The 14,023-nt window shown below is 71.6% G+C and carries 12 protein-coding genes and 1 pseudogene; 6 read left to right on the forward strand and 7 right to left on the reverse strand.

Annotated features, from left to right (window positions below):
- Positions 1-7 precede the first annotated feature (7 nt).
- The 6 genes and pseudogenes from priA to hisD form a co-directional block, all read right to left on the reverse strand.
- Positions 8-750, reverse strand: a pseudogene (priA, locus tag ACXKR8_RS12700) (bifunctional 1-(5-phosphoribosyl)-5-((5-phosphoribosylamino)methylideneamino)imidazole-4-carboxamide isomerase/phosphoribosylanthranilate isomerase PriA).
- A complete protein-coding gene (hisH, locus tag ACXKR8_RS12705; RefSeq protein WP_458273007.1) occupies positions 747-1,379 on the reverse strand; it encodes an imidazole glycerol phosphate synthase subunit HisH in 633 nt (210 codons plus the stop codon). Before hisH ends, priA begins: the two are co-directional and overlap by 4 nt.
- Positions 1,380-1,427: 48 nt before the next feature.
- Complete coding sequence (locus ACXKR8_RS12710) at positions 1,428-1,583, reverse strand: hypothetical protein (RefSeq protein ID WP_458273008.1); 156 nt, start codon at positions 1,581-1,583, stop codon at positions 1,428-1,430.
- A gap of 2 nt (positions 1,584-1,585) precedes the next feature.
- A complete protein-coding gene (gene hisB, locus ACXKR8_RS12715) occupies positions 1,586-2,179 on the reverse strand; it encodes an imidazoleglycerol-phosphate dehydratase HisB (RefSeq protein WP_458273009.1) in 594 nt (197 codons plus the stop codon).
- A 6-nt stretch (positions 2,180-2,185) separates the two neighbouring features.
- Positions 2,186-3,283 (reverse strand): histidinol-phosphate transaminase, encoded by a 1,098-nt coding sequence (locus tag ACXKR8_RS12720; RefSeq protein WP_458273010.1) that lies wholly within the window; start codon positions 3,281-3,283, stop codon positions 2,186-2,188.
- Complete coding sequence (hisD, locus tag ACXKR8_RS12725) at positions 3,280-4,599, reverse strand: histidinol dehydrogenase (protein ID WP_458273011.1); 1,320 nt, start codon at positions 4,597-4,599, stop codon at positions 3,280-3,282. Before hisD ends, ACXKR8_RS12720 begins: the two co-directional genes overlap by 4 nt.
- A gap of 78 nt (positions 4,600-4,677) precedes the next feature.
- On the opposite strand from hisD, the gene ACXKR8_RS12730 reads away from it, so the two are divergent.
- Positions 4,678-5,421 carry an LON peptidase substrate-binding domain-containing protein gene (locus ACXKR8_RS12730; protein ID WP_458273012.1) on the forward strand — a complete coding sequence of 248 codons (744 nt, stop codon included), beginning with the start codon at positions 4,678-4,680 and terminating at the stop codon, positions 5,419-5,421.
- Between the two features lie 19 nt (positions 5,422-5,440).
- Here ACXKR8_RS12730 and ACXKR8_RS12735 read toward each other — a convergent pair whose 3' ends face one another.
- Positions 5,441-6,199, reverse strand: a complete 759-nt coding sequence (locus tag ACXKR8_RS12735; RefSeq protein WP_458273013.1) for a hypothetical protein — start codon at positions 6,197-6,199, stop codon at positions 5,441-5,443.
- 146 nt (positions 6,200-6,345) lie between these two features.
- Between ACXKR8_RS12735 and ACXKR8_RS12740 the strand changes: the two genes are divergently transcribed.
- The 5 genes from ACXKR8_RS12740 to dnaE all read left to right on the forward strand — a co-directional run bounded on the left by ACXKR8_RS12740 (position 6,346) and on the right by dnaE (position 13,799).
- Positions 6,346-7,572, forward strand: coding sequence for an NYN domain-containing protein (locus ACXKR8_RS12740; protein WP_458273014.1), 1,227 nt, complete (start codon positions 6,346-6,348; stop codon positions 7,570-7,572).
- Positions 7,573-7,723: 151 nt separating this feature from the next.
- Complete coding sequence (locus ACXKR8_RS12745) at positions 7,724-8,689, forward strand: ABC transporter ATP-binding protein (protein ID WP_462100481.1); 966 nt, start codon at positions 7,724-7,726, stop codon at positions 8,687-8,689.
- Positions 8,686-9,489 (forward strand): ABC transporter permease, encoded by an 804-nt coding sequence (locus ACXKR8_RS12750; protein ID WP_458273015.1) that lies wholly within the window; start codon positions 8,686-8,688, stop codon positions 9,487-9,489. Before ACXKR8_RS12745 ends, ACXKR8_RS12750 begins: the two co-directional genes overlap by 4 nt.
- Before the next feature lie 24 nt (positions 9,490-9,513).
- Complete coding sequence (locus ACXKR8_RS12755) at positions 9,514-10,185, forward strand: hypothetical protein (RefSeq protein ID WP_458273016.1); 672 nt, start codon at positions 9,514-9,516, stop codon at positions 10,183-10,185.
- 59 nt (positions 10,186-10,244) lie between these two features.
- Complete coding sequence (gene dnaE, locus ACXKR8_RS12760; protein WP_458273017.1) at positions 10,245-13,799, forward strand: DNA polymerase III subunit alpha; 3,555 nt, start codon at positions 10,245-10,247, stop codon at positions 13,797-13,799.
- Positions 13,800-14,023: the final 224 nt, after the last annotated feature.

The raw sequence follows: 14,023 nt of genomic DNA on the forward strand, positions 1-14,023 counted from the left end.
AGGACCCTCAGGACACTGTGGCCAGTGCCTCTTCGAGGGTGAATGCCTGAGCGTAGAGGGCCTTCCCGACAATCGCCCCTCCACCCCGCTGCCGACCAGGGTGGCGATGTCGCGCAGGTCCTGCAGCGAGGACACGCCGCCGCTGGCCACCACCGCGCGGTCGGTGGCGGCGCAGACGTTGCGCAGCAGTTCGAGGTTGGGCCCGGTGAGGGTGCCGTCCTTGTCGACGTCGGTGACCACGTAGCGGGCGCAGCCCTCGGCGTCCAGGCGGGCCAGCGCCTCGTAGAGGTCGCCGCCCTCGCTGGTCCAGCCGCGGCCGCGCAGGGTGGTGCCGACCACGTCCAGGCCGACCGCGATCCGGTCGCCGTACTCGGCGATGGCCTTGGCGACCCACTCCGGGGCTTCCAGCGCGGCGGTGCCGAGGTTGACCCGGGCGCAGCCGGTGGCGAGCGCGGCGCGCAGCGAGTCGTCGTCGCGGATGCCGCCGGACAGCTCGACCTTCACGTCCAGGCGGCCGATGACCTCGGCCAGCAGCGCCCGGTTGTCGCCGGTGCCGAAGGCGGCGTCCAGGTCGACCAGGTGGATCCACTCGGCGCCGGCGCTCTGCCAGGCCAGCGCGGCGGCGAGCGGCTCGCCGTAGGAGGTCTCCGAGCCGGAGGCGCCCTTGACCAGGCGCACGGCCTGGCCGTCGCGGACGTCGACGGCGGGGAGGAGGACGAGCTTCTTGTCGGTGGTACCAGGGGTGCTCACAGCGAGTCGATCCAGTTCTTCAGCAGGGTCGCGCCGGCGTCGCCGGACTTCTCGGGGTGGAACTGCGTCGCGGCCAGCGGCCCGTTCTCGACCGCGGCGACAAAGGGCTCACCGTGCTCGGCCCAGGTCACCCGGGCCGGGCGCAGCTGCTCGATCGGCGCCAGTTCCCAGCGCCGGACGGCGTAGGAGTGGACGAAGTAGTAGCGGGCGTCGGCGTCCAGGCCGGCGAACAGGGTGCTGTCCGCGGCGGCCTTGACCGTGTTCCAGCCCATGTGCGGGACGATCGGGGCCTGCAGCGGCTCGACCGTGCCGGGCCACTCGTCGCAGCCCTCGCTCTCGATGCCGTGCTCGACCCCGCGAGCGAACAGGATCTGCATCCCGACGCAGATGCCCAGCACCGGGCGCCCGCCGGACAGCCGGCGGCCGATGATCCGCTCGCCGCGGACCGCCCGCAGGCCCTCCATGCAGGCGGCGAAGGCGCCGACGCCGGGGACCAGCAGCCCGTCCGCGTCCAGCGCGGTCTGGAAGTCGGAGGTGACCTCGACCTCGGCGCCGACCCGCTCCAGCGCCCGCTGCGCGGACCGGAGGTTGCCGGAGCCGTAGTCCAGCACGACCACTCGCTTGGCCATCAGGGCAAGCCTTTCTTTAGCTGGCTCTCGGTAGCTGGCTCTCGGTGGCTAGGCGATCCTCAGCACCGCGGTGGCCAGGCAGAGGCCGGAGCCGAGGGCGAGCAGCAGGGTGACGCCCTTGGGCAGCTTCTGCTTCCAGAAGGAGATCACCCCGCCCAGCAGGAACAGGCCGAGGAAGAGGATGACGATGGTCGAGGTGCTCATGGCTACAGCGCGCCCTTGGTCGAGGGAAGGATCCCGGCCGCGCGCGGGTCCAGCTCGCTGGCGTACCGCAGCGCCCGGGCGAGCGCCTTGAACTGGCACTCGACAATGTGATGGGCATTGCGTCCATACGGTACGTGGATGTGCAGGGCGATCTGCGCCTGGGCTACGAAGGACTCGAAGATGTGCCGGGTCATGGTGGTGTCGTAGGCGCCGATCATCGGCGCCATCCCGGCCGGTTCCTCGTGCACCAGGTAGGGGCGTCCGGAGAGGTCCACGGTGACCTGGGCCAGCGACTCGTCCAGCGGGACGGTGCAGTTGCCGAAGCGGTAGATGCCGACCTTGTCGCCCAGCGCCTGCTTGAAAGCCGCGCCCAGCGCCAGCGCGGTGTCCTCGATGGTGTGGTGGGTGTCGATGTGCAGGTCGCCGTCGGTCTTGACGGTGAGGTCGAACAGGCCGTGCCGGCCGAGCTGGTCCAGCATGTGGTCGTAGAAGCCGACCCCGGTGCTGATGTCGGTCCTGCCGCGGCCGTCGAGGTCGATCTCGACCTTGACCGAGGTCTCCTTGGTGGTGCGCTCGACGCGCCCGATACGGGTCATGGTTGCTCAAAGCTCCTTGGTAACTGCGCGGACGGCGTCGAGGAAGGCGTCGTTCTCGGCGGGGGTGCCCGCGGTGACCCGCAGCCGCCCGGGGACGCCGTTGTCGCGGACCAGGACGCCCCGGTCGAGGATGGACTGCCAGACGGCGTGGGCGTTCTCGAACCGGCCGAACTGGACGAAGTTGGCGTCGGAGTCGGTGACCTCCAGGCCCATCGCCCGCAGCTCGACCACGATCCGGTCCCGCTCCGCCTTCAGCCGCTCGACATAACCGAGCAGGGTGTCGGTGAACTCCAGCCCCGCCAGCGCGGTGGCCTGGGTGACCGAGGACAGGTGGTAGGGCAGCCGGACCAGCTGCACCGCGTCCACCACCGCCGGGTCGGCGGCGAGGTAGCCGAGCCGCAGCCCGGCCGCGCCGAAGGCCTTGGACATGGTCCGGGTCACCACCAGCAGCGGACGGCCCTCGGTCAGCGGCAGCAGCGAGGGCTGGTGCGAGAACTCGATGTACGCCTCGTCGACGATCACCACCGTGGGCTTGACCGCCTGCGCCGCCTCGTAGAGCGCCAGCACGGTCTCGCGCGGGACGGCGGTGCCGGTGGGGTTGTTCGGCGAGCAGACGAAGAGCACGTCCGGGCGCTGCTCGGCGATGGCCGCCAGGGCCGCGTCGAGGTCGATGGTGAAGTCCTCGTTGCGCGGCCCCTGGCTCCAACCGGTGCCGGTGCCGCGGGAGATGAGGTCGTGCATCTGGTAGGTGGGGGCGAAGCCGAGCGCGCTGCGGCCGGGGCCGCCGAAGGTCTGCAGCAGCTGCTGCAGCACCTCGTTGGAGCCGTTGGCGGCCCACACCTGCTCCCCGGCCACCGGGAAGCCGGTGGAGCGGGTCAGGTACGCGGCCAGGCCCTCGCGCAGCTCCACCGCGTCCCGGTCCGGGTAGCGGTTGAGGCTGCGGGCGGCCTCGGCCACCCGCTCGGCGATCCGCTGGACCAGAGGCTCAGGGAGCGGATACGGGTTCTCATTGGTGTTGAGCAGCACCGGCACGTCCAACTGCGGTGCGCCGTAAGGGGACTTGCCCTTGAGCTCATCCCGGACCGGAAGGTCGTCGATCCTCATGCGCCGGGCACCGTCCAGTCGAAGCGGGCCCGCACGGCGTCGCCGTGTCCGGGCAGGTCCTCGGCGTTGGCGAAGGTCACCACGTGCTTGGCGACGTCGGCCAGGGCCTCGCGGGAGTAGTCCACGACATGGATGCCGCGCAGGAAGCTCTGCACGCTCAGCCCGGAGCTGTGGCAGGCGCAGCCGCCGGTCGGCAGCACGTGGTTGGAGCCGGCCGCGTAGTCGCCCAGCGAGACCGGCGAGTAGGCGCCGACGAAGACCGCGCCGGCGTTGCGGACCCGGGCGGCGACGGCGGTGGCGTCGGCGGTCTGGATCTCCAGGTGCTCGGCGGCGTAGGCGTTCACCACGGCCAGGCCCTGGTCCACGCTGTCGACCAGGATGATCCCGGACTGCTTGCCGGACAGGGCCGCGCGGACCCGGGCCTCGTGCCGGGTGGCGGCGACCTGCTGGACCAGCTCGGCCTCGACCGCGTCGGCCAGCGCGAGCGAGTCGGTGACCAGGATCGAGGCGGCGTTGGGGTCGTGCTCGGCCTGGCTGATCAGGTCGGCCGCGACATGGCGCGGGTCGGCGGTGTGGTCGGCGAGGATCGCGATCTCGGTGGTGCCGGCCTCGGCGTCGATCCCGATCCGGCCCTTGAGCAGCCGCTTGGCGGCGGCGACATAGATATTGCCGGGCCCGGTGACCAGGTCGACCTGCTCGCAGCGGTCCGCCCCCTCGCCCGCGCCGTAGGCGAACATGGCGATGGCCTGGGCGCCGCCGACGGCGTACACCTCGTACACCCCGAGCAGGGCGCAGGCGGCCAGGATGGTCGGGTGCGGCAGGCCACCGAATTCCTTCTGCGGCGGCGAGGCCAGCGCCAGGCTGGGCACCCCGGCCTCCTGCGCCGGGACCACGTTCATCACCACGGAGGAGGACAGCGGCGCCAGGCCGCCGGGGACGTAGAGGCCGACCCGGTCGACCGGCACCCAGCGCTCGCTGACGGTGCCGCCGGGGACGACCTGGGTGGTGTGGTCGGTCCTGCGCTGGTCCCGGTGGACCAGCCGGACCCGGCGGATGGACTCCTCCAGCGCGGCCCTGATCTCCGGGTCGACCTGCTCCAGCGCGGCGTCGACGGCCGCCCTGGGCACCCGGATCGAGCTGAGCCGCACCCCGTCGAAGCGCTCGGTGATCTCGATCAGCGCCTCGGTGCCGCGATGGCGTACGTCCTCGCAGATGGGCCGCACCCGCTCCACCGCCGCCTCGACGTCGAGCTCGGCGCGCGGGAGGACCGCGCGCGGGTCGTCGAGGGATCCTCTGAGGTCGATTCGCGAAATCACAGGCCCCAGTCTACGGAGCAGCGGAAACCTCCGTTCCGCTGTACCACTTTGTGGGACGCCCCGGTACGGGCCCGGCACATGGGGGGTCCGCCGACCCGTACTCTTGCGCTCGTGACCGAACGGCTCCCCCTCTTCCCCCTGGGCACGGTGCTCTACCCGGGCCTGGTGCTGCCCCTCAACGTCTTCGAGGAGCGCTACCGCCGGCTCGTGGCCGACCTGGTCGCGGGCCCCGAGCCGTACCGCTTCGGGGTGGTCGCGATCAGGGACGGCCGCGACGTCGCCCCGACCGGCGTGGACGCGGGCAACCAGGCCCTGGCCGGGCTCGGCTCCGACCCGGCGCACGCCCTGTACGAGGTGGGCTGCGTCGCCGAGATCGCCTCGGTCGAGCAGCGCAAGGACGGCGGCTACGACCTGATCGCCACCGGGACCACCCGGTTCCGGGTGGAGTCCTTCGACGCGACCGGCCCCTATCTCACCGCCGAGGTCGAACGGATGACCGAGGTGCCGGGCGACGAGGCGACCGTGCTCGGGCAGGCCGTGGAGCGGATGTTCCGGGCCTACCAGAAGCGCCTGGCCGGGGCCAGGGAGAGCAGCGTCGCCGGGCTGCAGGAGCTTCCGGACGACCCGATGGTGCTGTCCTACCTGGTGGCCGCCGCGTCGGTGCTGGACACCGGCGACAAGCAGCGGCTACTCGCGGCGGGCTCGGCGGTGGAGCGGCTCACCGACGAGCTGGCACTGCTGCGGCGGGAGAACGCGGTGCTGGCGAAGCTGCCCTCGCTGCCGGCCGTGGAGCTGACCCGGCAGGCCTTCAACCCCAACTGAGTCCCTCTGCGGCGGGCGGCTATTCGACGGTGACCTGGGCCGGGGTGGACCGCACCGGCTCGGCCCAGTAGGCCCCGGCGTAGATCAGGGTGTAGACCCCGGTCACGGTGGTCCTGACGTTGACGGCGATCATCCCGTTCTCGTCCGTGGTGGTCTCGGCGACCACGGTGGGGCTGACGCAGTTCTTGGGGCAGAACTGCACCTGCACCGGCTGCTTGGTGTTGGACACCCAGACCCCGCTGTCCCAGTCCGGCTTCTTCAGCTGGCCGCCGATGCCGATCAGGGAGCCCTTGGGCGCCGTGTGCGGCGCGCCGTACTCGGTGAGCACACCGTCCTTCTTGATCGAGAAGGAGCCCGCCTTCTCCTTGGTCAGCTCGTCCCCGTCGTGCGCGTGCACGGTCGCCTGGACGTACCACTGGCCGGCCATGTCGTCGAAGATCTGCTTCTTGGCGACGTCCACCGAGGAGGTCCCGGTGCACACCGAGATCTTGGCGGTCTTGGCGACGCAGTGGGTGGCACTGGCCGGGAGCACCGAGGTGCTCGGGCCCCACAGGCCCACCCGGTCGACCGAGCTGATGCCCGAGTCGTCCTCGGCGGTGATGCTGAAGACGATCTCCGAGCTGCCGGCCGGCCCGAGCACGACCGAGTTGTCGCCGTTGACCGAGACCCCGAGGATCCTGGCGTCGCCGCTGGACTCGTGCCGCTGGATCGAGGGGATCACCAGGACGCCCACCGCAAGCGCGCCCGAAAGCAGCAGCGCCGCCGACCTTCTCCGCATGATCTCCCGTACCGCCCTGTCGCCGATCCCTGTCGGAATCCATTGTCACCCGCGCGTACGGGTCGGCTCGCCTCCCCTGCCGGATACGCTGCGTTCGCGTTGGGTATGGGCCTGAAGTTGTGGACCCAAGAAAGCTGGTGTGGGACGTGGACCGCTGTGTCGTGCTGGTGGATGCCGGATACCTGCTCGGGGCTGCCGCCAGCCTGCTCGCCGGGGAGAGCTCGCGGTCCCGGATCACCGTGGAGCTCGGCGAGCTGATCGGACAGCTGCGGGAACGCGCCGAGGCCGAGACCGGGCTGCCGCTGCTGCGGATCTACTGGTTCGACGCCGCCCCCGACCGCCGTCCGCTGCCGGAGCACCGGCGGCTGCGGGTGATGCCCCGGGTGACCGTCCGGCTCGGCGCGCTGACCCGGGCCGAGGGCCGGATGGTGCAGAAGGGCGTGGACGCGGCGATGCACGCCGAGCTGTCCGAGCTGGCCCGCAACCGGGCCTGCGCGGACGTGGTGCTGGTCACCGGGGACGGCGACCTGCTGCCCGGGATGACCGCGGCCAAGGACTACGGGGTGGCGGTGCACCTGTGGGCGGTGCAGGCCGCCGACGGGGACTTCAACCAGTCCGAGGACCTGGTCGCCGAGGCCGACGAGCGCCGGGTGCTGGACCGCGAATGGATCACCCGTTCGGTGCGGCTGCGGGAGGTCGCCGCGTACTGCGCGCCGGCCGATCCCCGGCCCGAGTTCGCCAAGATCCTGTCCGCGCCGCAGCCGACCGCCGTCCCCGACCTGCCGCCGGAGTTGGCCGCCGCGGCCGGGAGCCAGACCGCGGCCAAACCGGTGCCGGCGGCGGTGTCGGCCGCTGCGGGGGCGTCGGCGGCGTCCAAGGTGCCGACGCCCAAGGAGATCGCCGCCGGGCTCAGCTCCGGGCGCGGCGCGGCCGCGCCGCCCGCTCCCCCGGCGCATTCGCTGCTGCGCTGGTCCTCCGAGCGCGGGCTGGTCGACCGGCAGGGCGAGAACGGCAGCCCGGCCGACGCCATCCCCACCCTGGCCCAGCTGACCACCGCCGAGCAGAAGTGGGCCGACCGGGAGGAGGACATCACCACGGTCGGCGGCGACCCCACCGAGGTCGGCCAGGTGTTCGCCCGGCGCTGGACCGACCGCCTCGGCGAACCGGCCCGGCTCACCGTGCTCTGGCCCGACTACCCGCGGATCCCGCACCGGGTGGACGGCGAGCTATTGCGGTACGCGGCGAGGTTCGGGCTCCTCGCCCACAAGGACGACCAGATCGACGAGCACGACCGCTACGCCATCAGGGCGGGGTTCTGGCGGGAGCTGGCGGGGCGGGTGCCGGGTGGGGACGGGGTGATGGTGGACGACTGAAGGTGACCGTCGCGGACGGTTGCTGTTCGCGCAGTTCCCCGCGCCCCTGGGGGGCTGCAGCGGTCCGTCGGGAATCGGACGGGGCACCGCTGGACGGGATCGTGCAAACCGGGCGGTACAGTCAGGCCCCGTGGACACCGAAGCTCCCCCCGTGGTGGCATGCGCAAGCGTCCGCGGCCTGACCAAGGAGTACCGGACCGGCCGCGGGGCGAAGACCCGCGCCGTCCTCGCCAACAGCGACATCTCCCTGGAGATCCGCCGCGGCGAGGTCTTCGGGCTGCTCGGGCCCAACGGGGCCGGCAAGTCCACCCTGGTCCGCCAGCTCACCGGGCTGCTCCGGCCCGATCGCGGCAGCATCGACATCCTCGGCCACGACATCGTCCGCCACCCGGAGCGGGCCGCCCGGCTGCTCGGCTACCTGGGCCAGGAGTCCACCGCGCTGGACGAGCTCACCGTCTCCCTCGCCGTGGAGACCACCGCCCGGCTCCGCGGCCTCAGCCAGCCTCAAGCCAGGGCCGAACGCGACGCCGTCCTCGCCGAGCTGGCCCTGGAACCGATCGCCGACCGGCCGCTGGCCAAGCTCTCCGGCGGGCAGCGCCGGCTCGCCTGCTTCGCCACGGTGCTGGTCGGCGAGCGCCCGCTGCTGGTCCTGGACGAGCCCACCACCGGCATGGACCCGGTGGCCCGCCGCGCGGTCTGGGCCGCCCTGGACCGCCGCCGCAGCGAGCAGGGCGTGACCGTGCTGCTGGTCACCCACAACGTCATCGAGGCGGAGACCGTGCTGGACCGGGTGGCCGTGGTCGACGAGGGCCGGATCATCGCCTGCGACACCCCCGGCGGCCTCAAGGCCCTGGTGGACGGCGACGTCCGGCTCGACCTGGTCTGGCGCGAGGAGGCCCCGCGGGACCTCCCGCTGGTGGTCGCCCTGGCCGCGCGCGCGGTCAGGAACGGCCGCCGCTGGACCGTGCGGACCACCCCGGAGGAGGCCCGCGAGCTGGTCGCCGAGGTCACCTCGGGCCCGGCCTTCGCCGCCCTGGACGACTTCTCGCTGAGCACCCCCAGCCTGGAGGACGTCTACCTGCTGCTCGGCGGCCGACACGAAGGACTCGCCCGATGAGTACCGCCCCGTTGAGTGCGGCCCCGACGAGCACCGCAGCCGTGCTCGCGCCCCGCGCCGCGCTGCTGCCCGCGCTGGGCGCGGTCTACCGGGCCCAGCTCTCCCGGGCCCGGGTGTCCAGGATCCCGCTGCTGTTCGTCGCCACCTTCCAGTCCCTCGGGATCATGGTGATGATGCGCGGGGTGGTCAGCACCGACGACACCGAGGCGGTCCGGGACGTGGTGGCCGGCTCCAGCGTGCTGGTGGTGGCCTTCGTCGCGCTCAACCTGCTGGCGCAGTACTTCGGCCGGCTCCGGGCCGGCGGCGGCCTGGACCACTACGCCACGCTGCCGGTCCCGGCCGCCTCGGTGGTGCTGGGGACGGCGGCGGCGTACGCCTCGTTCACCGTCCCGGGGACGCTGCTGACCGCCGCCGTGGGCTGTGTGCTGTTCCAGCTCAGCTGGGTCCACCTGTGGGTGCTGGTGCTGGTGGTGCCGCTGTCCGGGGCCGCGCTGGCGGGCCTGGGCGCCGCCTGCGGACTGCTCGCCGACCGGCTGGAGATCGCCACCCTGCTGGGGCAGCTCGGGATGTCGGCGGCGCTGCTGCTCGGGGTGCTGCCGCCGAGCCACATGCCGACCGCGATCCAGTGGGTCCGGGACCTGCTGCCGTCCACCTACGGCGTCGAGGCGCTGTCCCGTACCTTCGCGCCGCGGCCGGACTGGGCCGCGGTCGCGGGCGATCTCGGCGTCTGCGCGGCGGTCGGCGTGCTCTCGCTGGCCCTGGCCACCTGGGCCTACCGCCGTGCCGCCACCCGACCCTGAGGACGCCCGTGGGACGATGGCGCCGTGACGCTCCCTGACACCTTCCAGGACTTCCCCGCACCGCCCGACCAGGCCCCCGCCCGCCCGGCCCGCACTCTGCGCGCCCTGGGCGGCGAACTGCTGTGGGCCGTGCTGCTGATCGCCGGCGGCGCCCTGCTCGGCCTGCTGATGGGGCAGTGCTGGCACTGGCTGGCGCCCAAGGTGCCGCTGCACTCGGACACCACCGCGGTCTACCTGAACGACCCCGAGGGCGAGCAGGCGATCGGCGCCGACGGCACCTTCGCGCTGCTCGGGGCCGGCTTCGGGCTGCTGTCCGGAGCGCTCGCCTACCTGGTCACCCGGGCCCGGCAGGGCGGCATCGCGGTCGCCGTCGGCCTGGCCGCGGGCGGGCTGCTCGGCAGCTACCTCGGCTGGGGCGGCCCGAAGTCGGCCACGGCGTACCAGGCGGCGGTGCTGAAACTGGCCAAGTCGGTGCCCACCGGGCACACCTTCTACGGCCCGCTGCAGCTCACCACCAAGGCCGTGGTGCTGATCTGGCCGATCGTCGCGCTGATCGCGCTGATGGGCCTCACCGCCCTCTTCACGCCCCGTCCGAAGCTGCCCCCGCCGCCCTGGCAGGCGCCGGGACCGCCGGCCGAAAACCCTTCGCAGACGCCCTCCGAGACACCTGCTCCGGACGGTCCCGGCAGAGCCTGATCGCGCGCTAGGGTGGAGCCTTCCCCGCACCCGCCCCCAGCCCGAGGAGCGCCCTCACCGTGGCCGACAGCTTCGTTCACCTGCATGTTCACACCGAATATTCGATGCTGGACGGGGCCGCGAAGAACGGCAAGCTGATCGGCGAGGTGGAGCGGCTCGGCATGCCCGCCGTGGCCATGTCGGACCACGGCAACATGTTCGGGGCGTACGAGTTCCAGCAGATCGGCTCCAAGAGCGGGGTCAAGCCGATCATCGGGATCGAGGCGTATGTCGCCCCCGGTTCGCGCTTCGAGAAGAAGCCGGTGTTCTGGGCCCCCGGCGGCCAGCGCAGCGCCAACGCGGACGGTGAGGGCGGCAAGGACGTCTCCGGCGGCGGCCGCTACACCCATATGACGATGTGGGCCGAGAACGCGCAGGGGCTGCGGAACCTGTTCAAGCTCTCCTCGCTGGCGTCCATCGAGGGCTACTACATGAAGCCCCGGATGGACCGCGAGCTGATCGCCGAGAACGCCGCCGGGATCATCGCCACCACCGGCTGCCCCTCCGGCGAGGTGCAGACCCGGCTGCGGCTCGGCCAGTACGAGGAGGCGATCAAGGCCGCCTCGGCGTACCAGGACATCTTCGGCCGGGAGAACTACTTCCTGGAGCTGATGGACCACGGCCTGGACATCGAGCGCAACGTCCGCGAGGACCTGCTGCGGCTCGCCAAGGACCTGAACATCCCGCTGCTGGCCACCAATGACTCGCACTACGTCACCGAGGACCAGGCCGACGCGCACGACAACCTGCTCTGCATCGGCGTCGGCAAGAACAAGGACGACCCCAACCGGTTCCGCTTCAACGGCTCCGGCTACTACATCAAGACCGCCGAGCAGATGCGGGAGATGTTCCGCGAGCTGCCCGAGGCCTGCGACAACACCCTGGCCATCGGCGAGCGGGTGCAGTCCTACGACGAGGTCTTCACCTACGTCGACCGGATGCCGCAGTTCGAGGTGCCCGAGGGCGAGACCCAGTCCTCGTTCCTGCGCAAGAAGATCGAGGCCGGGCTGCAGGTCCGCTACGGCGGCAACCCGGGCCAGGACGTGCTGGACCGGATCGAGCTGGAGATGGGCGTCATCTCCCCGATGGGCTTCGACGCCTACTTCCTCGTGGTCGCCGACATCTGCCAGTACGCCCGCGACAACGGCATCCCGGTCGGGCCGGGGCGTGGCTCGGCGGCCGGTTCCATGGTCGCCTACCTGACCAGGATCACCGAGCTCGACCCGATCGAGCACGACCTGCTGTTCGAGCGCTTCCTCAACCCCGAGCGGATCAACCCGCCCGACGTCGACATCGACTTCGACGACCGCCAGCGCGACCAGATGGTCCGCTACGTCACCGAGAAGTACGGCGAGGCCTACACCGCGCAGGTCAACACCTTCGGCACGATCAAGGCCAAGGCCGCGGTCAAGGACGCCAACCGGATCCTCGGCTACCCCTTCTCCATGGGCGACCGGATCACCAAGGCCATGCCGCCGGACGTGATGGGCAAGGGCGTCCCGCTCTACGCGCTGTTCGACGACAAGCACCCCCGGTACTCCGAGGGCGGCGAGATCCGCGCGATGTACGAGAACGAGCCGGACGTCAAGAAGATCATCGACACCGGCAAGGGCATCGAGGGCCTGACCCGCGGCACCGGCGTGCACGCCGCCGCCGTGATCCTCTCGTCCACGCCGCTGCTGGAACTGATCCCGCTGCACCGCCGTGACAAGGACGGCGTGATCATCACCGGGTTCGACTACCCGTCCTGTGAAAACATGGGACTGATCAAGATGGACTTCCTGGGTCTGCGGAACCTGGGGATCATCGACCACTGCATCAAGATCGTCAAGCAGAACCGCGGCGTCGAGGTCACCACCGAGGGCCTGCCCCTGGACGACCCGACCACGTACGAACTGCTGGCCCGCGGCGACACCCTGGGCGTGTTCCAGCTGGACGGCGGGCCGATGCGGGCGCTGCTCAAGTCCATGCGGCCGTCCGAGTTCGCCGACATCTCCGCCGTCTCCGCGCTCTACCGGCCCGGCCCGATGGGCATGAACTCGCACAACAACTACGCCGACCGCAAGAACGCCCGGCAGGAGATCACCCCGATCCACCCCGAGCTGGAGGAGCCGCTGCGGGAGGTGCTCGGCCCCACCTACGGCCTGATCGTCTATCAGGAGCAGGTGCAGCGAGCCGCGCAGGTGCTGGCCGGCTACAGCCTGGGACAGGCCGACCTGCTCCGCCGGGCCATGGGCAAGAAGAAGAAAGAGGTCCTGGAGCAGGAGTTCGTCCCGTTCCACGCGGGCTGCAAGGAGCGCGGCTACTCGGACGAGGCGATCCAGGCGGTCTGGGACGTGCTGGTCCCCTTCGCCGGCTACGCCTTCAACAAGTCGCACTCCGCCGCGTACGGCCTGGTCTCCTACTGGACCGCCTACCTCAAGGCCAACTTCCCGGCCGAGTACATGGCGGCGCTGCTCACGTCCGTGTCGGACGACAAGGACAAGATGGCGATCTACCTCGCCGAGTGCCGCCGGCTGGGGATCAAGATCCTCTCCCCCGACGTCAACGAGTCCGTGGTCGACTTCACCGCCGTCGGCGACGACGTCCGGTTCGGGCTCAAGGCGGTGCGCAACGTCGGCATCCCGGTGATCGAGTCCCTGGTCGGCACCCGCAGCGAGAAGGGCAAGTACACCTCCTTCGCCGACTTCCTGGACAAGGTCGAGCTGCCGGTCTGCAACAAGCGCACCGTCGACTCGCTGATCAAGGCCGGCGCCTTCGACTCGCTGAACCACACCCGGCAGTCGCTGGCGGCGGTGCACGAGAACGCCATCGACTCGGTCACCGGGCTGAAGAAGCAGCAGGCCATCGGCCAGGACGACCTCTTCGGCTCGATCGACACCGGCGGCGACAGCAGCACCTCGATCGGCCTGGACTTCGAGCTCTCCGACCGGGAGTGGCCCCGCAAGCACCTGCTCAGCCTGGAGCGGGAGATGCTCGGCCTGTACGTCTCCAGCCACCCGCTGGACGGCGCGGAGCACATCCTCTCCCGCAAGCGCGACGTCTCCATCGCCGAGCTGCTGGGCTCCGGCCGCAACGAGGGCGAGGTCACCCTGGCCGGGCTGATCACCGGCGTGGACCGGCGGATCAACAAGGCCGGCAACGCCTGGGCCATCGTCACCCTGGCCGACCGCGACGGCTCGGTGGAGGTGCTGTTCTTCCCCAAGAACTACATGCTGATCCAGCAGGAGCTGATCGAGGACAACGTCGTCGCCATCAAGGGCCGGCTGAACGAGCGGGACGGCGCGCTGTCCATCTTCGGCTCGGAGATGGCCCCGCTGGACATCTCCTCGGCGGAGCACGGCGGCCGGCCGCCGATCCAGCTGAACATCCCGGAGCGGAAGATCACCCCGCAGCTGGTGGCCGAACTGCGCCGGACCATGCGGGCGCACCCGGGCGAGGTCCCGGTCCGGCTGCTGATGGAGGGCCGCAGCAAGAGCGTGCTCTTCGAGCTGGGCTTCCTGGTCGACCCCGAGAGCGGCTTCGCCAGCGACGTCAAGGGCCTGCTGGGGCCGGGGGTGTGGGCGGCGGCGTAGTCGCCGCGGCGGGGCGGGGGACGGAAGGCGTCTGCGGCAGAGCCCCCGTCCCGGGCCCGTGCTCCCCCCTCCCCTGCGCAGTTGGCGCCTTGCGGCGCAGCCGCGAGACGGCGCGGAACCGCCCCACCGGGAAGGCCGACCCCACGGCGGCGCGGTCGCGGGCCCTCGCTCAGCCCTCGGTGTAGAGCAGGAACGCGCCGGTGTCGAGCACCCACTCGCCGAGG

This window comes from Streptacidiphilus sp. PAMC 29251 (assembly GCF_054208735.2).

What these genes read in the sequence shown, in the direction of transcription:
- hisH (WP_458273007.1), bottom strand. Translation starts at nt 1,379, where the DNA reads ATGGCCAAGCGAGTGGTCGTGCTGGACTACGGCTCCGGCAACCTCCGG.
- ACXKR8_RS12730 (WP_458273012.1), top strand. Translation starts at nt 4,678, where the DNA reads ATGGGGGGTCCGCCGACCCGTACTCTTGCGCTCGTGACCGAACGGCTC.
- ACXKR8_RS12720 (WP_458273010.1), bottom strand. Translation starts at nt 3,283, where the DNA reads ATGAGGATCGACGACCTTCCGGTCCGGGATGAGCTCAAGGGCAAGTCC.
- hisB (WP_458273009.1), bottom strand. Translation starts at nt 2,179, where the DNA reads ATGACCCGTATCGGGCGCGTCGAGCGCACCACCAAGGAGACCTCGGTC.
- ACXKR8_RS12750 (WP_458273015.1), top strand. Translation starts at nt 8,686, where the DNA reads ATGAGTACCGCCCCGTTGAGTGCGGCCCCGACGAGCACCGCAGCCGTG.
- ACXKR8_RS12710 (WP_458273008.1), bottom strand. Translation starts at nt 1,583, where the DNA reads ATGAGCACCTCGACCATCGTCATCCTCTTCCTCGGCCTGTTCCTGCTG.
- ACXKR8_RS12735 (WP_458273013.1), bottom strand. Translation starts at nt 6,199, where the DNA reads ATGCGGAGAAGGTCGGCGGCGCTGCTGCTTTCGGGCGCGCTTGCGGTG.